We start from the raw sequence: 22,915 nt of genomic DNA on the forward strand, positions 1-22,915 counted from the left end.
CCCCGGCCTGCGGTCCGGCCCCGCGGTGCGCCGGACGGGCTACTCGGGTGCCCCGACGGCGGGGCCCGACGGCGGGGCCCGGTGGCCCGGACCCCGCCGCGTACCGCCGGCTCAGCCCGCCGGCGCGGTGGCCATCGCCGTCACGCGCTCGGTCGCCCGGCGCTGGTCGACCTCCGCGGGGCTGAGCCGGTCCAGGTTGCGGCACAGCACCACGGAACCGCCCGCGGCCAGCGGCGCCAGCAGCCCGGCGGACAGGCCGTCCCAGGTGTCGTACGGCAGGCTCGACAGCAGGCGCGCGCCGGGTTCCAGGCCACGTCGCGCGGCGTCGGCCCGGGCCCGCTCGACGACCTCGGTCCCGGACAGCGCCGGGCTGTCGGCGCCCACCACGAGCGCCGGGGCCGCCGGGTCCACCGGGGCGAAGGGGGCGAACCGGTCGCCCTGCGCCGGAACTTCCACCGCGTAGTCGATGAACCCCTGCGGCACCTGGGGGAAGCGCGCGCCCAGCGGGCGCAGGCTCAGCGCGACGCGCTCCCCGGAGCAGGCGCGCGCCGCGTCCAGCGTCTCCGGGCCGCTGACCACCAGGTCGGCGGCGGCCGGGTCGCCCCCGACCTCGGCGACCACCCCGGTGGAGGAGCAGGCCAGCAGCCACACCGCGCTCTGCCAGTGCGCGGGCAGCAGCAGCGCGAGCCGGTCGCCGGGCTCGGCGGCGAGGTCGCCCTGGAGCAGGTTGGCGGTCTTCGCCACCCAATTGGCGAAGGTGGCCACGGACAGTTCGACGCGCTCGCCCGTGGCGTCGTCGTAGAAGGTCACAAGGGGGCGCGCCGGGTCCGCGGCGAGTGCGGATCGCAGCAGGTCGGCGGGGGTGTGATCGGTGGCGTTCATCGCCGCAAGGGTACGCGCCGGGCGGGCTGGCGGGCAGTCAACCCGGGGCGGTGCCAGGGCCGGTGGCGGGCGTTCCCGACTACCGACCGTCATCTTTCGAATAGACAGATATGTCTGAGATGTCCAGCATTTCGGTATGCGTGCAACCCTAGCTTCCGCGGTCGGCGTCGCGTGCACGGCCGCCCTGGCCCTCCCGTTGACCCCCGGCCAGGGGGCCATAGCCGCCCCCCACACCGCCGCCCCCCACACCGCGCCCGCCAGCGCGGCACTGCCCGGCAGCACCCAGTCGCTGCCGCTGTCCCCGCTGGCCCGGCCGGTGGCGAGCCCCGACCGCGCCAACGCGGAGCCCGAGTACGGCGTCGCGGCCCGCAAGGTGCGGCCCTTCTCCCTCGTCGGCGTCGTCTGGGACGACGCGCGGGCCGACCTGCACGGCCAGGTGCAGGTCCGCACCCGGGCCACCGGCACCGACCGCTGGTCCGGCTGGCAGGACGTCGAGACGCACAGCGACGACGCACCCGACCTCGACGCGGACGACCGACGCTCCGGACGGGTGCGCGGCGCCACCGCCCCGCTGTGGGTCGGCGACTCGGACGGCGTACAGCTCCGTGTCCGGCCGCACGCGCGGCCCGCGCCCGACCACCCGCACGCGCCGACCGACCGGCACGCCGCCGGGCCACTGCCCAGCGGCCTGCGCCTGGAACTGGTGCACCCCGGCGACCCCCAGCCGGCGACCACGGCCACGGCCACGACCGCCGACCCGGCTGACCCGGCTGACCCGGCCGACCCGGCCGACCCCGCCACGAAGGTCGGCCCCGCCGACGGCCCCGCGGCACAGAGCGGCGACCAGAGCGGTGACCTGGACGGCGACCAGGACGGCGACCAGAGCGGCGACGCGACCGACCCCACCGAGCCGCAGGCACCCGACCAGCCCGACCAGCCCGACCAGCCCGACCAGCCCGACCAGCCCGACCAGCCCGACCAGCCCGACCAGTCAGGGCAACAGCCGGACCAGCCCGACCAGTCCGCGGCCGAGGCGACGACCGACAACCTGGTCCTCGACCAGACCCGCAGCGCCGCCGCCGACCTCGTCCTCCCGGCCGAGACCGCCGAGCAGGCGGAGGCCCAGCGCGACGGGAAGCGCCGGTACCTCGGCCCACGGCCCCGGATCATCCTGCGCAAGGGCTGGAGCGCCGACGAGCGGCTGCGCGAACGGCGGCTCGGCTACACCAGGACCGTCAAGGCCGCCTTCGTGCACCACAGCGCCACGGGCAACAACTACCGCTGCGCGCAGGCGCCCTCGGTCATCCGCAGCATCTACCGCTACCACGTCAAGAGCAGCGGCTGGCGGGACCTGGGCTACAACTTCCTCGTCGACAAGTGCGGCAACATCTACGAGGGCCGCGCCGGCGGCCCCGGCAAGCCGGTGCTCGGCGCCCACACCCTCGGCTTCAACTCCAACAGCACCGGCATCGCCGTCCTGGGCACCTACTCCCGCTCGACGCCCCCGAGAGCGGCGGTACGCGCCGTGGCCAAGCTCACCGCGTGGAAGCTCGGCCTGCACGGCCGCAACCCGGCCGGCAGCACGTACCTGGTCTCCGGCGGGAGCAACAAGTACCGCAAGGGCGTCACCGTGCGGCTCAAGGTGATCTCCGGGCACCGGGACGGCTTCACCACCGACTGCCCCGGGACGCAGCTCTACCGCCAGCTCGGCGCGGCCCGCTACGTCGCGGCCAAGCTCCAGGGGCGGTGACGTCCTCGGCGACGCCCGCCCCGGGCCGTCTCGGCTGACCGGCGCGAACCGGGCCGCGACCTCTGCATACACTGGCCGCCGACCTCCCCCGGGCCCACCGGCCCGGGGGCGAGCCAGCCCGCAGCGAAGCGCCCCGCAGGAAGCAGAGACGACCAGGTGACAGAAGCGATCCTCCTCGTCGGCGGCAAGGGCACTCGGCTGCGCCCGCTGACCGTCCACACGCCCAAGCCCATGGTCCCGGCGGCCGGCGTGCCCTTCCTCGCGCACCAGCTCGCCCGCGCCCGCGCCGCGGGCGTCGAGCACGTCGTACTCGCGACGTCCTACCTGGCCGAGGTCTTCGAGCCCTACTTCGGCGACGGCTCACAGCTGGGGCTGCACCTGGAGTACGTGACCGAGCGCGAGCCGCTCGGCACCGGCGGCGCCATCCGCAACGTGGCCTCGCGGCTGCGCTCAGGACCGAACGACCCGGTGCTGATCTTCAACGGCGACATCCTCACCGGTCTCGACATCAACTCCCTGGTCGAGACCCACCAGCGCACCGGCGCCGACGTCTCGCTGCACCTGACCCGGGTCAGCGACCCGCGCGCGTACGGCCTGGTGCCCACCGACGCGACCGGGCGGGTCACGGCCTTCCTGGAGAAGCCGCAGACGCCCGAGGAGATCGTCACCGACCAGATCAACGCGGGCGCCTACGTCTTCAACCGCTCGGTGATCGACTCCATACCCACCGGCCGGCCCGTCTCCGTGGAGCGCGAGACCTTCCCCGGGCTGCTCGCCGCCGGCGCGCACCTCCAGGGCCTGGTGGACTCCACGTACTGGCTCGACCTCGGCACCCCGCAGGCGTTCGTCCGCGGCTCGGCCGACCTCGTCCTCGGGCGCGCACCCTCGCCCGCCCTGCCCGGGCGCCGCGGGGACCGGCTGGTGCTCGACGGGGCCCAGGTCGCCGAGGACGCGAAGCTGACCGGCGGGACCGTGATCGGTGCCGACGCCCGGATCGGCGCGGGCGCCCGGGTCGAGGGCAGCACCGTGCTCGCCGGCGCGGTCGTCGGCGAGGGCGCTCGGGTGCGCGACTCGCTGATCGGCGCGGGCGCCCGGATCGGGGCCCGCACCATCCTGGACGGCGCGGTCATCGGCGACGGGGCCTCGGTGGGCGCCGACAACGAACTGCGCGACGGCATGCGGGTCTGGTGCGACGTGGCCATCCCCACCGGCGCGGTGCGCTTCTCCTCTGACCAGTAGCCGCGGCGGGGGCAGGCGCCGGGGGAGGGACCCGGCCACCGGGCCAGCCCACGTACCCTGGCGGAATGTCCGCCACCCGCACCTGGGTCCCGCCAGGCCCGTACGACCTGGTGCGCAACCTCAGCGTGCTGCGTCGGGGGCCGGGCGATCCGGCGTTCCGGGTGGCCGCCGACGGGTCGGTCTGGCGGGCCTCGCGTACGCCGCAGGGCCCCGGCACGATCCGCCTCGCGCGCCACGGCGGCGCCGTCGAGGCGCGGGCGTGGGGCGCGGGCGCCGACTGGCTGCTCGACCGGCTGCCCGCCCTGCTCGGCGCCGACGACGACCCGGACCGCTTCCGCCCGCGCCACCGCCTCGTGCACGAGGCGCACCGCCGCCACCCGGGCCTGCGGCTGATCCGCACCGGTCTGGTGCTGGAGTCGCTGGTGCCCTCGATCCTGGAGCAGAAGGTCACCAGCGACGAGGCGTACCGCGCCTGGCGGCTGCTGCTGTGGCGGCACGGCGAACCCGCGCCGGGCCCCGAGACGCGGTTGCGGGTGATGCCGGACGCGCGCGGCTGGGCGCTGATCCCGTCCTGGGAGTGGCACCGAGCCGGCGTGGACGGCAAGCGGTCGGCCACGGTCGTACGCGCCGCCCGGGTGGCCGGCCGGCTCGAGGAGGCGGCGTCGATGGAGCTGCCACAGGCCATGGCCCGGCTCCAGGCCGTGCCCGGCATCGGCCCGTGGACGGCGGCCGAGGTGCTCCAGCGCAGCAACGGCGCCCCGGACGCGGTCACCGTCGGCGACCTCCACCTGCCCCGCATCGTCGGCTACGCCCTCACCGGCCGGCGCGGCACCGACGACGCCACCATGCTGGAACTGCTCGCCCCGTACACGGACCAGCGCTACCGCGCCTGCCGGCTGATCCTGCTCGCCGGCGTCGTCCCACCGCGCCGCGCGCCGCGCTTCTCGCCGGGCGACATCCGGGCCCTGTGAGCCACGCCCGCATCCGTACGGCGCGGGCGCGGGCCGGTCGTCGCCGGCCCGCGCCCCGCGCCGCTAGCGCACCTCGATGAAGGCCGACGGCTCGCGGGGCGGGCGCGCGGCGGGCGGGGCGGCCGGGCGGCCGACGGCCACCGCGCCCAGCGGGTCCCAGTGCGCCGGCAGGTCCAGCACGCCGCGCACCACGTCGCGGCAGAACATCGTGGAGGAGACCCAGGCCGAGCCGAGCCCCTCGCCGGCCAGCGCGACCAGCAGGTTCTGCACGCCGGCGCCGGCCGCGACCACGAACATCTCGCGCTCGGCGGTGGCCCGCCGCTCGTCCGGATAGGCGTGCGCGCCGTCCGCGACCAGGCACGGCACGACCAGGTACGGCGCGCGACGCAGCACGTCCCCGCGGCGCACCCGCCTGGCGACGCTCTCCTCGCTGAAACCGTCGGCCCGCAGGTCGGCGATCCACGCCTCGCGCATCGCGTCGAGCAGTTCGGTACGCGCCTCGGCGCTCTCCAGCAGAACGAACCGCCAGGGCGTCGTGTGGTGCGGGGCGGGCGCGGTGATCGCGGCGGCGACCGCGCGCCGCACCGCCGCCCCGTCCACCGGCGCGTCGGCGAACTCGCGCACCGTACGCCGCAGCGTCACCGCCTCCCGTACGGCCTCCGACGTCCCGAGCCGGAACATGTCGTCGGTGGCGGAGCGCACCAGGGCCCGCGCCCCCATGTCGGCGGGGTCGGCGGCCTCGCCCACCAGGCGCGGCAGTCCGCGCAGCACCGCGACCGGGCAGCCGCTGGCCTTGCCCTTGACGAGGTCGCCGGCGGCGGCCAGTTCGTCGGCGGTGGCCACGACGGTGACCGCGAGCGGGTTGCCGTGCTCGTCGGTGCCGCCGCGCAGGTCGTCCAGGACGCGCAGGCCCGCGGCGCCGATGGCCACGTCCGTCAGCCCGGCGCGCCAGGGCCGCCCGAAGGTGTCGGTGATCACGACGCCGACGTCGACGCCGAGCGCCTCGCGCAGCTCCGCGCGGATGGCCCGGGCGGAGGCGTCCGGGTCGGCGGGCAGCAACAGCACGGTGCCGGCCGGGGTGTTGGAGGCGTCCACGCCGGCGGCGGCCATCACGAAGCCGTTGCGGTTCTCCACGATCCGCAGCGCGCCGCGCCGGGCGACCACGCGCACCGTCTCGTCGTCGATGGCCGCCTCCCGGTCGTCGGCCCGCACGACCCGGCCCTCCGCCTTGCTGACGATCTTGGAGGTGACGATGAGGACGTCGCCGTCGGCGAGGCCGGGCAACCCGGGGCCGATCGCCGCGGCGGCGATCAGCTTGGCGACGGAGTCGCCGGGCCGCACCTCGGGCATGCCCGGCAGCGCCCACACCCGGAAGGCCGCGGGCCCGGCCGGCCCTGCCGCCTCGGCCGGCTCCGCGCCGGGCGCCGGCGCCAGGTCGCTCACGCCCGCACCTCCTCGGCCAGGGTCAGCGCCTCGCGGGCCATCTGGGCCGTGGCGGCCGGGTCGGTCATCATCAGCGGCACGGCCCGGCACCGGATGCCGGCCGCCTCCACCTCGGCGGTCGCGTGCGCGTCCACCGTGTCCACCAGCCAGCCGTCGAGCAGCCCCGAGCCGTAGTGCGCGGCGACGGCGGCGGCCGTGGACTCCACGCCGACGGCGGCCAGCACCTTGTCCGCCATGCCCCGCACCGGAGCGTCGCCCACGATCGGGGACAGGCCCACGACCGGCACGCCCGCGTCCGCGATGGCCTCCCGGATCCCAGGCACGGCCAGGATGGTGCCGACGCTGACGACGGGGTTGGACGGCGGGAAGAGCACGACGTCGGCGGCGGCGATGGCCTCCAGGACGCCGGGCGCCGGCTTGGACTGCTCGGCGCCGACGGGCACCACCGCGTGCGCGGGCACCGAGGCCCGCAGCCGCACCCAGTACTCCTGGAAGTGCACGGCCCGCCGTCCGCCGTCCGCCTCCGGGTCGTCGATGAGTACGTGAGTCTCGACCCGGTCGTCGCTCATCGGCAGCAGCCGCACACCGGGCTGCCAGCGGGCGCACAGCGCCTCGGTGACCGCGCTGAGCGGATAGCCCGCGCCGATCATCTGGGTCCGGACGATGTGCGTCGCGAAGTCCCGGTCGCCGAGCCCGAACCACTCGGGCCCGACACCGTACGCCGCCAACTCGCCCTTGACCGCGAAGGTTTCGTCCGCCCGGCCCCAGCCCTGCTCCTCGTGGATGCCACCGCCGAGGGTGTACATCACGGTGTCCAGGTCGGGGCAGACCTTCAGGCCGAAGAGGTGGATGTCGTCCCCGGTGTTGCCGATGACGGTGATGTCCGCGTCGGGCGCCGCCGACTTGAGACCGCGTAGGAACCGGGCGCCGCCGATCCCCCCTGCCAGAACCACAATGCGCATGGGCACAGTCTGTCAGTCGCGCGGCGCGCGCCGTGGTCCGGTGCGGCGCCGGGCGGGCGGCCTCAGGTGCCGCCGCCGAGCGCCGCCGTGGCCGTGGACCGCTGCTCAGGGGCGTGCGCCGTGGCCGCGAGGACCGCGTCGCCGACGCCGGAGCGGCCGGACTGGCCGGGGTGGAAGGGCATGTCCGTCAGGCCGGGGAAGTAGACGTGCAGGCTGACGGCGGGTTCGAGGGAGTCGTTGACGACGTCGTGCGCGTAGCCGGGCGCGATCACGTGCTGCGCGCCGGGGCCGAGGGTCCGCTGCCCGTACGCGGTGCGCTCGGTCAACCGCCCCCGCAGGACGGTGAAGACGCCGCTGGAGCGACCGTGGTCGTGCGCCCCGCTGCCCTGGCCGGGAACCCAGCTCAGCAGCCAGACCTCGTAACCGGGGCCGGTGCGCAGCCGGTGGTACCAGCGGCTGGTCGCGTCGTAGTCGACCAGCGGGGCCCAGCTCGCGCGGTCGGCGGCGATGGTGCGGGCGAGGCGGGCGAAGCCCGAGACGGTGCTCGGGTGGGCGGGAACCGGCGGCAGCAGGTGGGGAATGTCGAGCCAGTCCCCGGCGATCTGGACGTCGCTGTTCATGTACGGAGTTCCTCGGCAGGAGTGCGGGTGGCGCGCGGTGCGATCAGCCCCGAACGAGGCGTCGGGCGACCCGGCGCGCACGCGGAGGCAGTGGAACGAGGGGAAAGCAGAGGCAAGCGAAAGCAAGCGGAAAGCTGGAGCTCGGTGGCATCAACAGCTGGAACAGCGACAGCGGGCCTGCACAGCGCAGCGGAACCCGTAAGCACGGGTCGGCCGGGGCATGGGGCTCACTGACATGTGACCAAGGAGACCGGGTCTGCTCGATCCTGTCAACCGGCTGTCCATTTTGGGGGTAATGTTTCACCTCATCCGGTTACTCCGGCCGGAGAAAGGTTTGTGCACTCGGGACACCGGAGAGGTGGCGCAGCATCCGCAGTCGTTGACGCCGTGGAGTGCTCGCGATCGTTGTTCCGTGCGGGTGGCGGGATGTGATCAGGTTCGCTTTGGCGTGTGGACCGCAACTGGGACCGGCAGGCGTGGCGTCTGTTTCGGCGGGAAGACGCCGTAGCGTGCGCCGAACGCGGCGGGGCGGTAGATGTGTCCGGCTTTAGGCTGATTTGAACACTTTCTGCGAGCCCTTGGTTCCGCAGAGTGAATAAGCGGCCCAATAGCAGATCTCGGCTTGACTGGCTCGGATCGGCACACTTGTAATTTCACACGTGTCGTTCGCGCTCACGGCGGCGGCACGCGACGCAATGACGGACGAGGGGCGCACATGACCGAGTTGTTCCAGCAACTGCTGGTCGAAGAGGCGGACGAGGAGCTCGGCTGGCAGGAGCGCGCACTGTGCGCTCAGACCGATCCCGAATCGTTCTTCCCGGAAAAGGGCGGGTCCACGCGTGAGGCGAAGAAGGTCTGCCTCGCCTGTGAGGTCCGCTCCGAGTGCCTCGAATATGCCCTCGCGCATGATGAACGTTTCGGTATCTGGGGCGGTCTGTCCGAACGTGAACGCCGACGACTCAAAAAGGCCGCGGTCTGAACGGCTGGTCCCCCCACAGAGGCTTCACCCACGGTCCGCCCCCGACGCCACGGCGCACGGGAGGCGGACCGTCGCGTTGGGCGCCCGTGTGAGTCCGTGTCTCGCGCGTCGCTCTTCCCGGTGACACCGGTACGCGCCGGGCCCACCCCGCTGCCGGGGTCGGGCCCGCTCCACTTCGCCGAGCCCGGGACGGCCGCGCCCGCGCCGCTCGCTGACGCCGCGTCGGGTCCCCGGCCGGGCGCTCGGCTCGTGCGGCGCGGACATGCGTACGGGAGATGGCGCCGGGTGTGTCGGGACAAGGCGGGACATGTCGGTGTCCGATGCGGTGCGCGAAGTGAACGTATCCGAGCGGTGCCCGGCCGCATCTGGCCCGCGGGCTCGTGGGGCGGGTGGGAGCGGGGTGGGGGCTCGGGCGCGCGCCGCCCTGTGAACCGGTGCGGCTCAGCGGCCCCGTCAGCGGGCGCGGCCCGGCCGTATGCGGCCCCCCGCGCGCGCGAGCGCCGTACGCGCGGCGGTACGCGCCCCGGGCGCGCGGGGTTCGGGACGCGGCCCGGGCGGAGCGGCGACGCGACCCGGGCGAGCGGGCCGAGGGGCCGGCCCGGACAGCGCGACGGGGCCGGGCGGCCGAGCCGTTAGTGTGGGGGCCCGTCCGAGACGCACCGGCGCCCCAGCGGGGCCCACGCGTCCACCGCAGTCCAGCGAACCGGGGCCCGTACCTCGATGTCCGTGCACAGCCAACCGGCGGCCTCCTACCCGGCCGCACCCACCGAGTTCGCGCCCACCCACGCGGGCGCGGCGTCCGCCACGCCCGCGTTCCCACGGCACGTGGTCACCGCCGTACTCGTCTCCCACGATGGAGCCCGCTGGCTGCCGGACGCGCTCGCCGGCCTGTTCGGCCAGGAGCGCCCGGTGCAGTACGCGGTGGGCGCCGACACCGGCAGCGCCGACGCGTCCGCCCAACTGCTCACCGACGCGCTCGGCCAGGAACGGGTCCTGCACCTCGCGCGCCGCAGCGGCTTCGGCACGGCCGTCGACGAAGCGGTGCGCACGGCCCCGGTGCTGACGCCGGACCAGTTGCCGTACCTCAAGCGCCCCAGCGGCTGGGACCCGGCCACCCGCACCTGGCGCGACGACGCGTACGACATGCCCGAGCTGCCGCACGGCGAACCCGTGCAGTGGCTGTGGCTGTTGCACGACGACTGCGCCCCCGAACCCACCGCCCTGGCCGAGTTGCTGCGCGTCGCCGACGCCAGCCCCCGGGCGGCCATCATCGGGCCCAAGCTGCGGAGCTGGTACGACAAGCGGCAGTTGCTCGAAGTCGGCGTCAGCATCGCCCGCAGCGGGCGCCGCTGGACCGGCCTTGAGCGCCGCGAGCAGGACCAGGGCCAGCACGACCAGGTGCGGCCCGTGCTCGCCGTCTCCAGCGCCGGCATGCTCATCCGACGCGACGTGTGGAACGAACTCGGCGGCTTCGACGTCCGCCTCCCGCTCATGCGTGACGACGTGGACCTGTGCTGGCGCGCCCAGGCCCTGGGCCACCAGGTGCTCGTCGCCCCGGACGCCGTGCTGCGGCACGCGGAGGCCGCCGCGCGCGAGCGGCGCCCCATCGACTGCGTGGGCCGCGCCGGCCGCACCGCCCCCGCCGACGGCGAGCAGGGCTCGGCCCTGCGCCGCCTCGCGCCCCGTGGCGCGTCGCCGCACCGCGTCGACAAGGCCGGCGCCGTCTACGCGCTGCTCGCCAACACCCGCGGCGCGCTGCTCCCCTACGTCTTCCTGCGCGTCGTCCTCGGCACCCTGCTGCGCACCCTCGGCTACCTGGTGGGCAAGGCCCCCGGGCAGGCCGTGGACGAGTTCGCCGGGCTGTGCACCGTACTGCTGCGCCCCGAGCGGGTGCTCGCGGCGCGGCGGGCGCGCGGCCGGCCAGCGGTCGCGGCGAGCGAACTGCGCCCGCTGTTCCCGCCGCCCGGCGCGACCGTCCGGGCCACCGTCGAACAACTCGCCAGCAGCGTCGGCGGGCGCTCCGAGCCGGAGACCGCGGCCGGCGGCCGGCACGGGGCCGTCGAGTCCGGGCCCGGCGGCGACGACGCCGACTTCCTGGAGGTCGAGCAGTTCACCCGGCTCAAGCGGGTCGCCCGCAAGCCGGGCCCGGTGCTCTTCGTCGCGCTGCTGCTCATCTCCCTCGTCGCCTGCCGCGACCTGATCGGCGGCGGCTCGCTGGCCGGCGGCGCCCTGCTGCCCGCGCCCGGCGACGTCGGCGACCTGTGGGCCCGCTACACCGACACCTGGCAGCCCGTCGGCGTCGGCTCCGCCGAGGCCGGCCCGCCCTACCTGGCCGTCCTCGCCGCGCTGGCCACCCTCTTCCTCGGCAGCACCGGCTTCACCCTCACCCTGCTCCTGGTCTGCTCGGTCCCGCTGGCCGGGCTCAGCGCCTACTTCGCCTCCCGGCCGCTGATCGGCTCCCGGCTGCTGCGCGCCTGGGCCAGCGTCGCGTACGCGTTCCTGCCCGCCACCACGGGCGCGCTGGCCAGCGGGCGGCTCGGCACCGCCGTGCTCGCCGTGCTGCTGCCGCTCATGGCGCGCGCCGCCGTCGCCGCCGCCGGGCTGACCCTGCCGCGCGGCGCCGGCGGGGCCGCGCGGCAGGTGCCCTCCTGGCGGGCGGTGTGGGCGTACGCGCTGCTGCTCACCTTCACCATGGCGTTCACGCCGGTGGTGTGGCCGATCGCGATGGTCACCGGCGCGGGCGTGCTCGTCCTGCGCGGCGCCCGTGGCGGGGTCGGCCAACTCCTCGCGTACGGCACCCGCTTCCTGGCCGTCGCGCTCACCCCGCTGCTCGTGCTCGCCCCCTGGTCGCTGTCGCTGCTCACGCACCCGGGCCGGCTGTTCGACGAGGCCGGGCTCGACCACGCGACCGGCGGCGCCTCCGCACTCGAACTGCTCACCCTGACCCCCGGCGGCCCGGGCGCGCCCGGCGCGCTGCTCATGGTCGGCGTGCTGCTGGCCGCGCTCGCCGCGCTGCTGCGCTCCGAGCGGCAGCTCGCGGTGCGCGCCGCGTGGGCGGTGGCGCTGACCGGCTTCCTGTTCGCGGCGCTGGCCGGCGGCGACCGCTGGGCCGGCCCGGCGACCCTGGTCTACGGCCTCGCGTTGCTGTGCGCGGGCCTGGTGGGCGCCGAGGGCGCCCGGGCCCGCGTCGCCGAGCAGAGCTTCGGTTGGCGGCAGCCGGTGGCCGCGCTCATCGCGCTCGCCGCCGGCCTCGCACCGCTCATCGCCGCCTGCGCCTGGATGCTGGGCGGCGCCGACGGGCCGATCGAGCGGCGCGACCCGGTGCAGGTCCCGGCCTTCGTCGCCGAGGAGGCCCGCACCCGCGACCAGGCCCGCACCCTGGTCCTCGACGGCAGCGCCGCGCGGGTCGACTACATCCTGGTGCGCGGCTCCGGCGCGCGACTCGGCGACGCCGAGGCCGCCACCGAGGCCGGTAGCGACCAGCGGCTCGACAGCGTCGTGGCCAACCTGGTCGCCGGCTCGGGGGCCGACCAGACCAGCGAACTCGGCGGCTACGCCGTGCGCTACGTGCTGGTCCGCGACAGCGCCCCGCGCCAGTTCGCCCGGGTCCTGGACACGACTCCGGGCCTGACCCGGCTCAGCCAGCAGGACGGCAGCGCCCTGTGGCGCGTGGACCAGCGGGTGTCCCGGGTCGCCGTCATGCCGCCCGCGAAGGCCGACGCCGGCGCGGGCGACGCGACGGCCGTCCCCGTTCCGGTCGCGGCCGGCCCCGTCTCGGCGCACGGCACCGTGCCCGACGGGCCGGAGGGACGGGTGCTGCGCGTCGCCGACGAGGCCGCGCCCGGCTGGCGGGCCACCCTCGACGGCAGGGAACTCCAGCGGACCACCGTGGACGGCTGGGCCCAGGGCTTCGAACTGCCCGCCACCGGCGGCCGGCTCTCCCTCACGTACGAGACGCCGACCAGCCACACGCTGTGGGTGTGGGCCCAGGGGCTGCTCGCCCTGGTGCTCCTGGTGCTCGCGCTGCCCGGGCGGCGCCGCGAGATGGACGACGACCTGCCGGCGGCCGACGCCCCGGCCGCCCCGGCGGCCCCGGCAGCCGCCGCCCCCGGCGCGGTGGCCGGCGCGCCCGGCCCGGGCGACGGCGCCGCGGCGCAGCCCCCGGCCGGCGAGGGCCGCCGGGCGCGACGGCTGCGGGCCGCGGCCGAGGCGGCCGGCGCGCCCCGCCCCGACGCTGCGGAGCCCGGCGCGGACCCCACCCCCGACGGCGCGGGCCCCGACCCGCGGCCCGGCTGGGGACCGCTGGACGGGGCGGGACCGCCGGCCCCGCCCCTGCCACCGCAGGCACCCCCGCCGCCGGCCGCCCCGACCGGCGACCCGACCGCGACACCCGTCCAGGGCACGCCGCTGGTCGACCCGTACGCCGCGCCGCGACAGGGCTTCGGGCAGCAGGGCTTCGAGCAGCAGGGTTACGGCCAGCAGTGGGACGGCGGGCCCGGGTACGCCCCCGACCAGCCCAGCCAGCCCGGCCCCCCGCCGTACCAGCAGCCCTACCAGGACCCGTACGCGCGGGGCGCGGACGCCGGCTACCCGGGCCAGCCCGCCACCGGCGACCAGGCGGCCGGCTACCCGGGCGGCTACCAGCCGGGCCAGGCCGACCCGTACGGCGACGGGGGCTACCAGAGCGGCTACGACCCCTACGGCTACGGCCAGCAGCCCTACCCGGACGCCGACCCGGGCGCGGGGCCGGCCGGGCAGGACGACACGACGTACGGCGACGGCACCATCCCCGGGCCCCGCCGCGACGGGAGCCAGGCATGAACCGCACCACCCTGTCCCTGCTCGCCGCAGCCACCGCCCTGGCCGCCATCACCGGCGTCGCGTCGATGACCGGGGACTCCGACTCCGACCCGAAGTCCGGCCCGGGCGGCGCCCGGGCGGCAGCCGCGGCCCGGATGCCGGTCGAGCGCTCCGCGCTGGTGTGCCCCGCGCCCACCTCGTCCGAACTCGGCGAGACCACGTACACCGCCTACACCCCGCAAGCACCGGGCCAGGGCGGCGACGACAAGGGCGCGGCCAAGCTGCTCCCCGCGCACCCCGCCGACGATGGGGGCGGGAACGAGGACGGCGCGGCGCGGGACGGCGACCGGGACAAGGGCGACGCGCGCGGGGACGCGCTGACCGGCGACCCGGTGGTGCCGCTGACCAAGCCCGGAACGCCGGTCTCCGAGGACACCTCGCGCTCCGACGCGCCCGCGCTGATCGGCGTCGCGGACGGCGCGCTCGCCCCGGGCTGGACCGTGCAGCAGACCACCGCCGTGACCGCGGGCGACGGGCGCGGCCTGCTCGGTGCCTCCTGCGTCGCCCCCGGCACCGACTTCTGGTTCCCCGGCGTGAGCACCGCGGGGGACCGACAGGACTACGTCCACCTCACCAACCCCGACAGCACGCAGGCGGTGGTCGACTTGGAGCTGTACGGCGAGAACGGCCGGCTGGAGGCGCCCAGCGGCGAGTCGATCAACATCCCGGCGCACTCCACCAAGCCCGTACTGCTCTCCACCCTGGTCAGCAAGCCGACCATCAACGTGACCCTGCACGCGGCGGTGCGCTCCGGTCGCATCGGCGCCAGCGTGCAGGCCGTGGACGCCAACATCGGCAGCGACTGGCTGCCGGCCGCGGCCCCGCCCGGCACCCGCGCGGTGCTCCCCGGCATCCCGAAGGACGCCACCTCGGTCCGGCTGGTCGCCTACGCCACGGGCTCGGGCGACGCCGACCTGAAGATCCAGCTCTCCGGTCCCTCCGGCTCCCTCACCCCGGCCGGCCACGAGAAGGTGAGCGTCAAGAGCCGGATGACCAGCGCGATCGACCTCGGCGACCTCACCAAGGGCGAGCCGGGCTCGCTCGTGCTCACGCCGCAGGGCAGCGGCACGGCGCCGTTCGTCGCCGCGCTGCGCGTGACGCGGGGCAAGGGCGGCCAGCAGGAGACGGCGTTCATCCCGGCCTCCACGCCGATCGAGAGCCGCGGCACGGTCGCCGACAACCGGTCCAAGGGCAGCACGCTGTCCCTGACCGCGCCCGACGAGGCCGCCACCGTGCGGGTCACCTCGTCGGCCGGGAGCGAGGGCGGCGGCCCGGCCAGCCGGGAGGTCACGGTCAAGGCCGGTACGACGCTCGCCCTCGACCCGCCCCGCCCCGACGGCGCGAAGGGCTCCTACGCGGTGACGGTCGAGCGCCTGGACGGCGGGCCGGTGTACGCGTCCCGGCTGCTTGAGGTGGAGGCGGGCGGCATGCCGATGTTCACCATCCAGGGGCTGCCGGACGACCGGGGCACGGTCGCGGTGCCGCGCGGCAACCAGGACCTGTCGCTGCTCAACGACGACTGAGTCCGGGCCGGGAGGCGATTCCCGGCCGCGGGACGCCGCGCGGTGGCCGAAACCGGTCGGTCGTGGGGGAGCGCGGCCGGGCGGATCGGGGCCCGCGACGAGGTTCGGAAATGGCCGAAACCATTCGGACGCGGACGCATTCGAGGCGGAAGCCGGCGGCTTCGGAGCGGAAGCCGGTGGTGCTTCAGTCCTGTCCGTAGCGCGGGTCGACCGACTCGGGCGCGAGCCCCAGCAACTCGGCGACCTGCTCGACGACGACCTCGTGCACGAGCAGCGCGCGCTCGTCGCGGCTCTTGGTCCGGATCTCGATCGGGCGGCGGAAGACCACGATCCGCGCCGGGCGCTCGCCCTCACCGGCGATGAACCGGCCGAGCGGCACGGCGTCGTCGCTCCACGCCCCGGGACCGAGCCCGTCGCCGGCGCCGGCCTCGACGCCCGGCACGTCGCGTACGGAGAAGTCGACGCCGGACAGTTGCGGCCAGCGCCGCCCCAGCCGCTCGGCCGAGTCGTGCACCAGGTCGTCGAAGGCGTCCGCGCGGCTGATCGACAGCGGCACCTGCGGCGGCGCGATCGGCCCGCGCATGCCGCGGCCGTGCCGGTCCCGGCGCCGCGGGCGCGGCCCGGCCGGCGCCGGAGCGTCCCCGGCGCCGCCCGTCGCGCGGGCGGCACCGCCGCGCGCGCGGGGCCCGCCGGCGTCGGCCGACGCGGCGCCGGCGTCCCGGGCGTCGGCCGGGCTGCGGGCGGCGTCCCCGGCACTGGGCGGGGTGGGCGTGCCCCCAGCGCCGGGCGGGGGAGGTACAGGGGTGTCCATCACTGACGAGAGTAGCCGCCGGGCGCCCGCGTACACGTGGCTGCGCCGCGTGACGCACCCTGTCAAGGGATGAACATTCCAGCCATGTTCGCGTTCGCGTGACGGCGCCTCCTGGCGGTCCGAGCGCGCGCACGGAGACGTCAATGGGATCGAATGGTGACAGGAATCATCCCCGGCGAAATTCCACGATCGCTGGCCTTACGCAGGTCAGGCTGGTTGGCTGGCCGCCGGGTTCATAAGATGAATGAGGACGACACGGTGGAGTGAGGTCATGGAGAGTCTTCGCGGCCCGTTCAAGAGTGCGGTACCGTCCAACGTCGTGAGCCCTGTACGTCGCTGTTCGCGCACCGCGTGCGGCCGTCCCGCCGTCGCGACGCTGACGTACGTCTACGCGGACTCCACCGCGGTCCTCGGACCACTCGCCACCTACGCCGAGCCGCACTGCTACGACCTGTGTTCGGAGCACTCGGAGCGCCTCACCGCGCCGCGCGGCTGGGAGGTCGTCCGGCTCGCCGTGGACACCGGCCCCACCAGACCCAGCGGTGACGATCTCGAAGCGCTCGCCAACGCGGTGCGCGAGGCCGCCCGCCCGCACGACCGTGGCCCCGGAGCGCCGGGCGCCGGCCCGCCGCACGGTCGCGAGGCCGACCCCATGGAGGTCGCCCGCCGCGCCCACCTGCGGGTTCTCCGCTCTCCCGACTCCTGACGCCGGCCCCCGGAGCGTCTCCGCGTCACCCCCGGCCCGCCCGTTCCGCCGCCGCGCCGGGCGCTCCCGCGCAGCCCTCACCGCACACCGCGCATCCGCTCCCGAGATCCAGGCCGCTCGCGAGGCACCCCTGTCCCACGCCTCGCCCGCTCCAGCCGCGCGGGTGACGCGGCTGGCGTGGCGTCGTTACGGCTGCATGAAGACGACGATCCGACGTACCGCCCCGCGCGGCGCGCTGGCCGCGATGGCGGCCGTGACGGCGACCCTCACGCTGGCCACCCCCGCCACCCCCTCGCCCACCCCGGCGTTCGACCAACAACTCCTGGACCGCACCAACGCCCAGCGGGCCCGCCACGGCGTCCCGCCGCTGGTCCTCGACCCCGCGATCAGCCGCTGGGCTCAGGAGTGGGCGGACCAGCTGGCGAAGTCCGGGAACTTCGAGCACCGGTCCCCCAACAAGTACGGCGAGAACCTGCACTACGCGTGGAGCTCGGACGGCGCCTCGCCGAGCGGCGCCCAGGTGGCCGACGCCTGGTACAACCAGGTCAGGGAGTACACGTACTACGGCCGCGAACCCGACATGAGCACCTTCTCCAAGTGGGGCAACTTCACCCAGGCGGTGTGGAAGAGCAGCCGCGGCATGGGCGTGGGGCTGGCGAAGTCGCAGAACAAGACGTACGTCGTCGTGAACTACAGCCCGCCCGGCAACTACGTCGGCCAGTTCGCCGCGAACGTGCCGGCCCCCAGGTGACCCCGCCCCGCTGACGGCCCGCCCGGGGCGACTCCGCGCGGGAGCGGTAGGCGATCCGGCCGGACGACCGCCGCCGCACGCCCGCTGACGCCCCGCCGGGGACGGGCCGGCCCCGCTCCACCGCCCGCGACCGCGACGGCCCCGCCGGTCGCGGGCCCGGGGCCGGGCGCCGGCATGCCGTGTTGACGTCGCCTTGTCGCGGACACGACCATTCCTCCACCCCGGGAGGTCCGCTTGTTCGTGCCGCAACTGGAGCCGGTCGCCGGTTCGCTCGCCCTGTCCGCGCTCGTCGCCGCCCTTCCGCTCGCCACCGTCCTCACGCTGCTCGGCGCGGCGCGCGTACCGGCACCCCGCGCCGGGCTGGCCGGCCTCGCCGTCGCCGGGCTTGTCGCCTGGGGCGCGTACGACATGCTCCTCGGGCAGACCCTCTCCGGCGCGGCGCAGGGCGCGCTGTTCGGGCTCTTCCCCATCCTGTGGATCGTCGTCAACGCCCTGTGGGTGTACCGGATGACGGTGCGCACCCACCACTTCGACGTGCTCCGCCGCTCCTTCGGCCGGCTCTCGGACGACCCCCGGGTGCAGGCGCTGGTGATCGCGTTCTGCTTCGGGGCGCTCCTTGAGGCGCTGGCCGGGTTCGGCGCGCCGGTGGCGATCTGCTCGGTGATGCTGGTCGCGCTCGGCTTCGACCCGGTCAGGGCGGCGGTGGTCGCCCTGGTCGCCAACACCGCGCCGGTCGCCTTCGGCGCCATGGGCACCCCCGTGGTCACCCTCGCGCAGGTCACCGAGTTGCCGCTGGACACCGTCGCCGCGGTCGTCGGGCGGCAGACCCCGCTGCTCGCGCTGCTGGTGCCGCTCCTCCTGGTGGCCCTCGTGGACGGCCGGCGCGGGCTGCGCGAGACCTGGCGGCCCGCGCTCGCCTGCGGCCTCGCCTTCGCAGTCGCACAGTTCGCGGCGGCGAACTACCTCTCGGCCCAGCTCGCCGACATCGGCGCCGCGCTCGCCGGCGCCGCCGCCCTGGCCGCCACCCCGTCCGCCCGCCGCCCGGCCACCGAGCAGGTCCGCGCGGCCGTGCTCACCGGCGCGCACGACGCGGACGTGGACCGGGTGGACCCGCGCCCCGAGGTGCTGCGCGCCTACGCCCCGTACGCCCTGATCGTCGCGGTCTTCTCGATCGCGCAGCTCGGCCCGGTCAAGGAGCTGCTCGACCGGGCCACCCAGCGGTTCGACTGGCCGTTCCTCGACGCGGCGAGCGCCGAGGGACAGCGGCTCGGCGCCAACGTGTTCGCGCTGCCGCTGCTGGCCACGGGCGGCACGCTCGTGCTGCTCGCCGGCCTCGGCACGGCCCGGGTGCTGCGGGTGCCCCCTCGGGCGGCGCTCGGCGAGTGGCTGGCCACCGTCCGGGAGCTGCGCGCCGCGATCGTGACCGTCACCTCGGTGCTCGCGCTCGCGTACGTGATGAACCTGTCCGGCCAGGCGGCCACCATCGGCCACTTCGTCGCGGCGGCCGGCGGCGGGCTGGCCTTCCTCTCGCCGGTGCTCGGCTGGTTCGGTGTCGCGGTCACCGGCTCGGACACCTCGGCCAACGCGCTCTTCGGCGGGCTCCAGGTCACCGCCGCCCGCGAGTCCGGCCTCCCGCCCGAGCTGCTGGCGGCGGCGGGCAGCTCCGGCGGCGTGCTCGGCAAGATGGTCTCGCCGCAGAACCTCACCATCGCCTGCGCCGCCGTGGGCCTGACGGGCCGCGAGGGCGACCTGCTGCGCAAGGTGTTGCCATGGAGCCTGGGGCTGCTCCTCGTGATGTGCCTCATCGTGCTGGCCCAGAGCACGCCGGTGCTGGGCTGGACGCTGCCGTGAGGGCGCGGGGCGCCCCCTACCACCCTCGCGGCCGGCCCCGGCACCGCCGTCGGCCCGGCCGCCCCCGTCGGCCCCCGCCGCCCCGTCACCCGGGTGGCCCATGGCGGCGGGGATGGCCGACTCCGTACGGGGGCGACGGGGCGCGGGCGTAGCGTGGGGCCGCCGCCGCGGCGGTAGCCGTGCCCGCGGGGGCCACCGGCCGGCAGGCGTTCCCCCTCCCACCGGTAGATTTGGCACCCTTCAACATCGCCCAGAAGGAGTAGGCCGTGGCTGATCTGTCGCAGCTCGTGAAGGCGTACGACGTGCGTGGGGTCGTCCCCGACCAGTGGGACGAGACGCTGGCCGCACTCTTCGGCGCTGCCTTCGCACAAGTGACGGGCGCAAACGCAGTGGTCGTCGGCCACGACATGCGCCCGTCGTCCCCCGGGCTCTCGCGGGCCTTCGCCGAGGGCGCCGCCGCACGCGGCGTGGACGTCACCGAGATCGGGCTGTGCTCGACGGACGAGCTGTACTACGCCAGTGGCGCGCTCGACCTGCCCGGCGCGATGTTCACCGCGAGCCACAACCCGGCCCAGTACAACGGCATCAAGATGTGCCGCGCCGGCGCCGCCCCGGTGGGCCAGGACACCGGCCTCGCCGAGATCCGCGCCCTGGTCGAGCGCTGGTCCACCGAGGGCGCGCCGCCGAGCGCGGCCACCCCCGGCACCCTCACCCAGCGCGACGTGCTCGCCGACTACGCCCACCACCTGCGCACCCTGGTGAACCTGACGGCGAGCCGCCCGCTGAAGGTGGTCGTGGACGCGGGCAACGGCATGGGCGGCCACACCGTCCCCACCGTCTTCGACGGCCTGCCGATCGAGCTGGTCCCGCTCTTCTTCGAACTCGACGGAACGTTTCCCAACCACGAGGCCAACCCGCTCGACCCCAAGAACATCGTCGACCTCCAGGCCAAGGTCCGGGCGACCGGCGCCGACCTCGGGCTCGCCTTCGACGGCGACGCCGACCGCTGCTTCGTCGTGGACGAGCGGGGCGAGCCGGTCCCGCCGTCGGCGATCACCGCGCTGGTCGCCGAGCGCGAGCTGGCCAAGCACCCGGGCGGCACGGTCATCCACAACTGCATCACCTCCTGGTCCGTGCCCGAGATCGTGAAGGAGGCCGGTGGCACGGCCGTGCGCACCCGCGTCGGCCACTCCTTCATCAAGGCGGAGATGGCCCGCACCGGCGCGATCTTCGGCGGCGAGCACTCGGCGCACTACTACTTCCGCGACTTCTGGAACGCCGACACCGGCATGCTGGCCGCGCTGCACGTACTGGCCGCGCTCGGCGAGCAGGACGGCACGCTCTCCCAGCTCGTCGCCCGCTACGACCGGTACGCCGCCTCCGGCGAGATCAACAGCACCGTCGCCGACCAGCCGGGCCGGGCCGCCGCCGTCAGGGCCGCCTTCGAACAGCGCCCCGACGTCCAGCTCGACGAGCTGGACGGCCTGACCGTCACCGCCCCCACCTGGTGGTTCAACCTCCGAGCCTCCAACACGGAGCCGCTGCTGCGGCTGAACGTGGAGGCCCGGGACGCACAGACGGTGGCCCAGGTGCGCGACGAGGTCCTCGCCATCGTCCGCGCCTGACCCGCCCGCGCGGCCGGGCCCGGGGCACGCCCGCGGGGGTCCGTACGACGCCGTCGTACGGACCCCCGCGCACACCCGCAGCCCCGCCCCGCCCCCGCGCCGGCCCGCGGCCGGGCCCCGACCGGTGGCCGCGCGCGCCGCCGCGGCCCGTGCCCGTCGCACGCCCGGCCCGCTGGGCGGCGGTACCCTGGGCCGCACAGCACTGTGCCCGTCCCGAAGGGAAGACCATGCCGGTCGAAGCCAGCCTCCTGGAGATCCTCGCCTGCCCGGCGTGCCACGCCCCGCTGCGGGACGAGTCGGCAGCGGCCGAGCCGGAGTTGGTCTGCGAGGGCGCGGGCTGCGGCCTGGCCTACCCGATCCGGGACGGCATCCCCGTACTCCTGGTGGACGAGGCACGCCGCCCCGCCTGACCGCGTACCGCGCGCACGCCCCACGGCGATCGGAGGCCGACGCACCATGCTCGACGAATCGCTCCTGGACGCCCCCGAAGCCCTGGCCCGTGCTGATACCCGCGGCCTGCTGCGCGGCGCCGCCGAGTCCGGCGCGCGGGTGCGCACGGCCGCCCGGTACGCCGCCGAGGCGGGCATCGCGGACCTCCAGCCCGACGGCCGGCCCCGCGCGGTCCTGGTGGCGGGCCCCGGGAGCGTGGCGGAGTGCGCCGCCGACCTGCTCGGCGCCCTCACCGGCGGCAGCGTGCCCGTCACCCTGATCCGCCCCACCGGCGTCGCGCCCGCCGCCGGCGCCCTGCGCTGGGCCCTGCCCGGCTGGGCGGGCCCGCTCGACCTGCTGGCCGTGACCAGCCCGGACGGCTCCGAACCGGGCCTGGCCGTCCTGCTCGACCAGGCGTACCGGCGCGGCTGCACCGTGGTGGCCCTCACCCCGACCGGCACCCCGCTGGTCGAGGCCGTCGAGCGCGCCCGTGGCCTGCACCTGCCCACCACGCCGGCCGCGCTGCGCGAGCCGGACCCCGGCACCGGGTACGGCCAGCCGCCGACCGACGCCGACCCGTACGGCGCGGACCCGACCCCGCCCGGCACCCCGCACGCCGAGCGACCCGCGGCACCCGGTGCCGACCAGCCCGAGGAGCCCGAGCGGCCCGCGCCCGGCGAGGGCGGCACCAACCCGCCGCCGCTGGCCCCCGGCGAGGCCCACCCCAGGCCCGAACCGCCCGCGGTCGGGGCCCTCGGCGCCCACCCGCACGGCGCGGGCGAGCCCCCGGCGGCCCAGCGCACCAACCCCTACCCCGCGGACCCCTCGCCCGGCGCGCTGTGGGCCGTGCTCACGCCGCTGCTCGCCCTCGTCGACCGGATCGGCCTGGTGCACGCGCCGCCCGAGACGCTGCAACGCGTCGCCGACCGGCTCGACCAGGTCGCCGAGCGCTGCGGCCCCGCCCAGGCCACCTACCGCAACCCCGCCAAGTCGCTCGCCGCCGAACTGGCCGACGCGCTGCCGCTGGTGTGGACCGAGGGCGAGGTCGCGGCGGCCGTCGGCCGCCGCTTCGCCCGGCTGCTCGGCGCGGTGGCCGGCCGACCCGCGCTCACCGCGGAGCTGCCCGACGCGCTGCGGGTCCACGGCGCGCTGCTGACCAGCCCGTTCGCCGGCGGGGCCGACCCGGACGACTTCTTCCGGGACCGGGTGGAGGAGCGGGAGGCGCTGCGGGCCCGCGTCGTGCTGCTCCGCGACCGGCAGGCCGCCGACGCCTCTGACACCCCGCCGGTCACCGCCGACCTGTCGGCCGCGCCGGCCGCCCGCGAACTCGCGCTCTCGCACGACACCCCGATCAGCGAACTCGAACCCACCGCGGAGCACGCCGTGGAACGCGCGACCGAGCTTCTCGCCATCACGGATTTCGCCGCCGTTTACCTGGCGCTTGCCGGCGCAGGGGGATCATGAACACCGCGGGGTACGCACCCGTCGGCAACCCGTCGGCCGCGTAACCCCG

17 protein-coding genes are annotated in these 22,915 nt (G+C 76.1%); 12 read left to right on the forward strand and 5 right to left on the reverse strand.

Going from position 1 to position 22,915, the window contains the following annotated elements; translation table 11 throughout:
• Positions 1–111: 111 nt before the first annotated feature.
• Positions 112–882 (reverse strand): TIGR03089 family protein, encoded by a 771-nt coding sequence (locus AC3CHW_RS22155; RefSeq protein ID WP_488467626.1) that lies wholly within the window; start codon positions 880–882, stop codon positions 112–114.
• A 136-nt stretch (positions 883–1,018) separates the two neighbouring features.
• Between AC3CHW_RS22155 and AC3CHW_RS22160 the strand changes: the two genes are divergently transcribed.
• The 3 genes from AC3CHW_RS22160 (at position 1,019) to AC3CHW_RS22170 (ending at position 4,842) form a co-directional block, all read left to right on the forward strand.
• The gene (locus AC3CHW_RS22160) at positions 1,019–2,632 is read left to right on the forward strand and encodes a peptidoglycan recognition protein family protein (RefSeq protein ID WP_488467627.1); all 1,614 of its coding nucleotides are present in this window, start codon (positions 1,019–1,021) and stop codon (positions 2,630–2,632) included.
• A gap of 156 nt (positions 2,633–2,788) precedes the next feature.
• A complete protein-coding gene (gene manB / locus AC3CHW_RS22165) occupies positions 2,789–3,871 on the forward strand; it encodes a mannose-1-phosphate guanylyltransferase (protein WP_398611495.1) in 1,083 nt (360 codons plus the stop codon).
• 65 nt (positions 3,872–3,936) lie between these two features.
• Positions 3,937–4,842, forward strand: a complete 906-nt coding sequence (locus tag AC3CHW_RS22170; RefSeq protein ID WP_488467628.1) for a DNA-3-methyladenine glycosylase family protein — start codon at positions 3,937–3,939, stop codon at positions 4,840–4,842.
• A 63-nt stretch (positions 4,843–4,905) separates the two neighbouring features.
• Here the strand turns inward: AC3CHW_RS22170 and AC3CHW_RS22175 are convergent, their stop codons facing one another.
• From AC3CHW_RS22175 to AC3CHW_RS22185, 3 genes are all read right to left on the reverse strand, one after another.
• Positions 4,906–6,276, reverse strand: a complete 1,371-nt coding sequence (locus AC3CHW_RS22175) for a coenzyme F420-0:L-glutamate ligase (RefSeq protein ID WP_488471134.1) — start codon at positions 6,274–6,276, stop codon at positions 4,906–4,908.
• A gap of 5 nt (positions 6,277–6,281) precedes the next feature.
• Positions 6,282–7,247, reverse strand: coding sequence for a 2-phospho-L-lactate transferase (gene cofD, locus AC3CHW_RS22180; protein ID WP_187061820.1), 966 nt, complete (start codon positions 7,245–7,247; stop codon positions 6,282–6,284).
• Between the two features lie 62 nt (positions 7,248–7,309).
• Positions 7,310–7,867 carry a cysteine dioxygenase gene (locus AC3CHW_RS22185; protein ID WP_459250918.1) on the reverse strand — a complete coding sequence of 186 codons (558 nt, stop codon included), beginning with the start codon at positions 7,865–7,867 and terminating at the stop codon, positions 7,310–7,312.
• Between the two features lie 715 nt (positions 7,868–8,582).
• Here AC3CHW_RS22185 and AC3CHW_RS22190 point away from each other — a divergent pair.
• The 3 genes from AC3CHW_RS22190 to AC3CHW_RS22200 all read left to right on the forward strand — a co-directional run bounded on the left by AC3CHW_RS22190 (position 8,583) and on the right by AC3CHW_RS22200 (position 15,229).
• Positions 8,583–8,846 carry a WhiB family transcriptional regulator gene (locus AC3CHW_RS22190; RefSeq protein WP_176161945.1) on the forward strand — a complete coding sequence of 88 codons (264 nt, stop codon included), beginning with the start codon at positions 8,583–8,585 and terminating at the stop codon, positions 8,844–8,846.
• A 720-nt stretch (positions 8,847–9,566) separates the two neighbouring features.
• A complete protein-coding gene (locus AC3CHW_RS22195; protein WP_488467629.1) occupies positions 9,567–13,667 on the forward strand; it encodes a glycosyltransferase in 4,101 nt (1,366 codons plus the stop codon).
• Entirely contained in the window at positions 13,664–15,229 is a 1,566-nt protein-coding gene (locus AC3CHW_RS22200; protein WP_488467630.1) for a DUF5719 family protein, read from the forward strand. The genes AC3CHW_RS22195 and AC3CHW_RS22200 overlap by 4 nt, the downstream gene beginning before the upstream one ends.
• A 184-nt stretch (positions 15,230–15,413) precedes the next feature.
• Here the strand turns inward: AC3CHW_RS22200 and AC3CHW_RS22205 are convergent, their stop codons facing one another.
• Positions 15,414–15,812, reverse strand: coding sequence for a metallopeptidase family protein (locus tag AC3CHW_RS22205; protein ID WP_232110024.1), 399 nt, complete (start codon positions 15,810–15,812; stop codon positions 15,414–15,416).
• Positions 15,813–16,311: 499 nt separating this feature from the next.
• Between AC3CHW_RS22205 and AC3CHW_RS22210 the strand changes: the two genes are divergently transcribed.
• The 6 genes from AC3CHW_RS22210 to AC3CHW_RS22235 all read left to right on the forward strand — a co-directional run bounded on the left by AC3CHW_RS22210 (position 16,312) and on the right by AC3CHW_RS22235 (position 22,866).
• Positions 16,312–16,746, forward strand: a complete 435-nt coding sequence (locus tag AC3CHW_RS22210) for a DUF3499 domain-containing protein (protein ID WP_187060576.1) — start codon at positions 16,312–16,314, stop codon at positions 16,744–16,746.
• Between the two features lie 196 nt (positions 16,747–16,942).
• The gene (locus tag AC3CHW_RS22215) at positions 16,943–17,497 is read left to right on the forward strand and encodes a CAP family protein (RefSeq protein WP_488467631.1); all 555 of its coding nucleotides are present in this window, start codon (positions 16,943–16,945) and stop codon (positions 17,495–17,497) included.
• A gap of 234 nt (positions 17,498–17,731) precedes the next feature.
• Complete coding sequence (locus AC3CHW_RS22220; RefSeq protein ID WP_488467632.1) at positions 17,732–19,348, forward strand: L-lactate permease; 1,617 nt, start codon at positions 17,732–17,734, stop codon at positions 19,346–19,348.
• Positions 19,349–19,614: 266 nt separating this feature from the next.
• Positions 19,615–20,973: a phosphomannomutase/phosphoglucomutase gene (locus tag AC3CHW_RS22225; RefSeq protein ID WP_381167693.1), complete on the forward strand. Its 1,359-nt coding sequence runs from the start codon at positions 19,615–19,617 to the stop codon at positions 20,971–20,973.
• 227 nt (positions 20,974–21,200) lie between these two features.
• The gene (locus AC3CHW_RS22230; protein WP_176161937.1) at positions 21,201–21,383 is read left to right on the forward strand and encodes a Trm112 family protein; all 183 of its coding nucleotides are present in this window, start codon (positions 21,201–21,203) and stop codon (positions 21,381–21,383) included.
• A 46-nt stretch (positions 21,384–21,429) separates the two neighbouring features.
• A complete protein-coding gene (locus tag AC3CHW_RS22235; protein ID WP_488467633.1) occupies positions 21,430–22,866 on the forward strand; it encodes an SIS domain-containing protein in 1,437 nt (478 codons plus the stop codon).
• The last annotated feature ends 49 nt before the right edge of the window (positions 22,867–22,915 follow it).

The organism is Streptomyces sp. MGP-BFMKR1 (assembly GCF_057766585.1).

Bases quoted from the DNA above. Each gene is read 5' to 3' on its own strand.
- AC3CHW_RS22200 (WP_488467630.1), top strand. From the start codon at position 13,664: ATGAACCGCACCACCCTGTCCCTGCTCGCCGCAGCCACCGCCCTGGCC.
- AC3CHW_RS22205 (WP_232110024.1), bottom strand. From the start codon at position 15,812: ATGCGCGGGCCGATCGCGCCGCCGCAGGTGCCGCTGTCGATCAGCCGC.
- AC3CHW_RS22230 (WP_176161937.1), top strand. From the start codon at position 21,201: ATGCCGGTCGAAGCCAGCCTCCTGGAGATCCTCGCCTGCCCGGCGTGC.
- AC3CHW_RS22195 (WP_488467629.1), top strand. From the start codon at position 9,567: ATGTCCGTGCACAGCCAACCGGCGGCCTCCTACCCGGCCGCACCCACC.
- AC3CHW_RS22190 (WP_176161945.1), top strand. From the start codon at position 8,583: ATGACCGAGTTGTTCCAGCAACTGCTGGTCGAAGAGGCGGACGAGGAG.
- cofD (WP_187061820.1), bottom strand. From the start codon at position 7,247: ATGCGCATTGTGGTTCTGGCAGGGGGGATCGGCGGCGCCCGGTTCCTA.
- AC3CHW_RS22210 (WP_187060576.1), top strand. From the start codon at position 16,312: ATGGAGAGTCTTCGCGGCCCGTTCAAGAGTGCGGTACCGTCCAACGTC.
- AC3CHW_RS22155 (WP_488467626.1), bottom strand. From the start codon at position 882: ATGAACGCCACCGATCACACCCCCGCCGACCTGCTGCGATCCGCACTC.
- AC3CHW_RS22185 (WP_459250918.1), bottom strand. From the start codon at position 7,867: ATGAACAGCGACGTCCAGATCGCCGGGGACTGGCTCGACATTCCCCAC.
- AC3CHW_RS22235 (WP_488467633.1), top strand. From the start codon at position 21,430: ATGCTCGACGAATCGCTCCTGGACGCCCCCGAAGCCCTGGCCCGTGCT.
- AC3CHW_RS22215 (WP_488467631.1), top strand. From the start codon at position 16,943: ATGAAGACGACGATCCGACGTACCGCCCCGCGCGGCGCGCTGGCCGCG.
- AC3CHW_RS22170 (WP_488467628.1), top strand. From the start codon at position 3,937: ATGTCCGCCACCCGCACCTGGGTCCCGCCAGGCCCGTACGACCTGGTG.
- AC3CHW_RS22160 (WP_488467627.1), top strand. From the start codon at position 1,019: ATGCGTGCAACCCTAGCTTCCGCGGTCGGCGTCGCGTGCACGGCCGCC.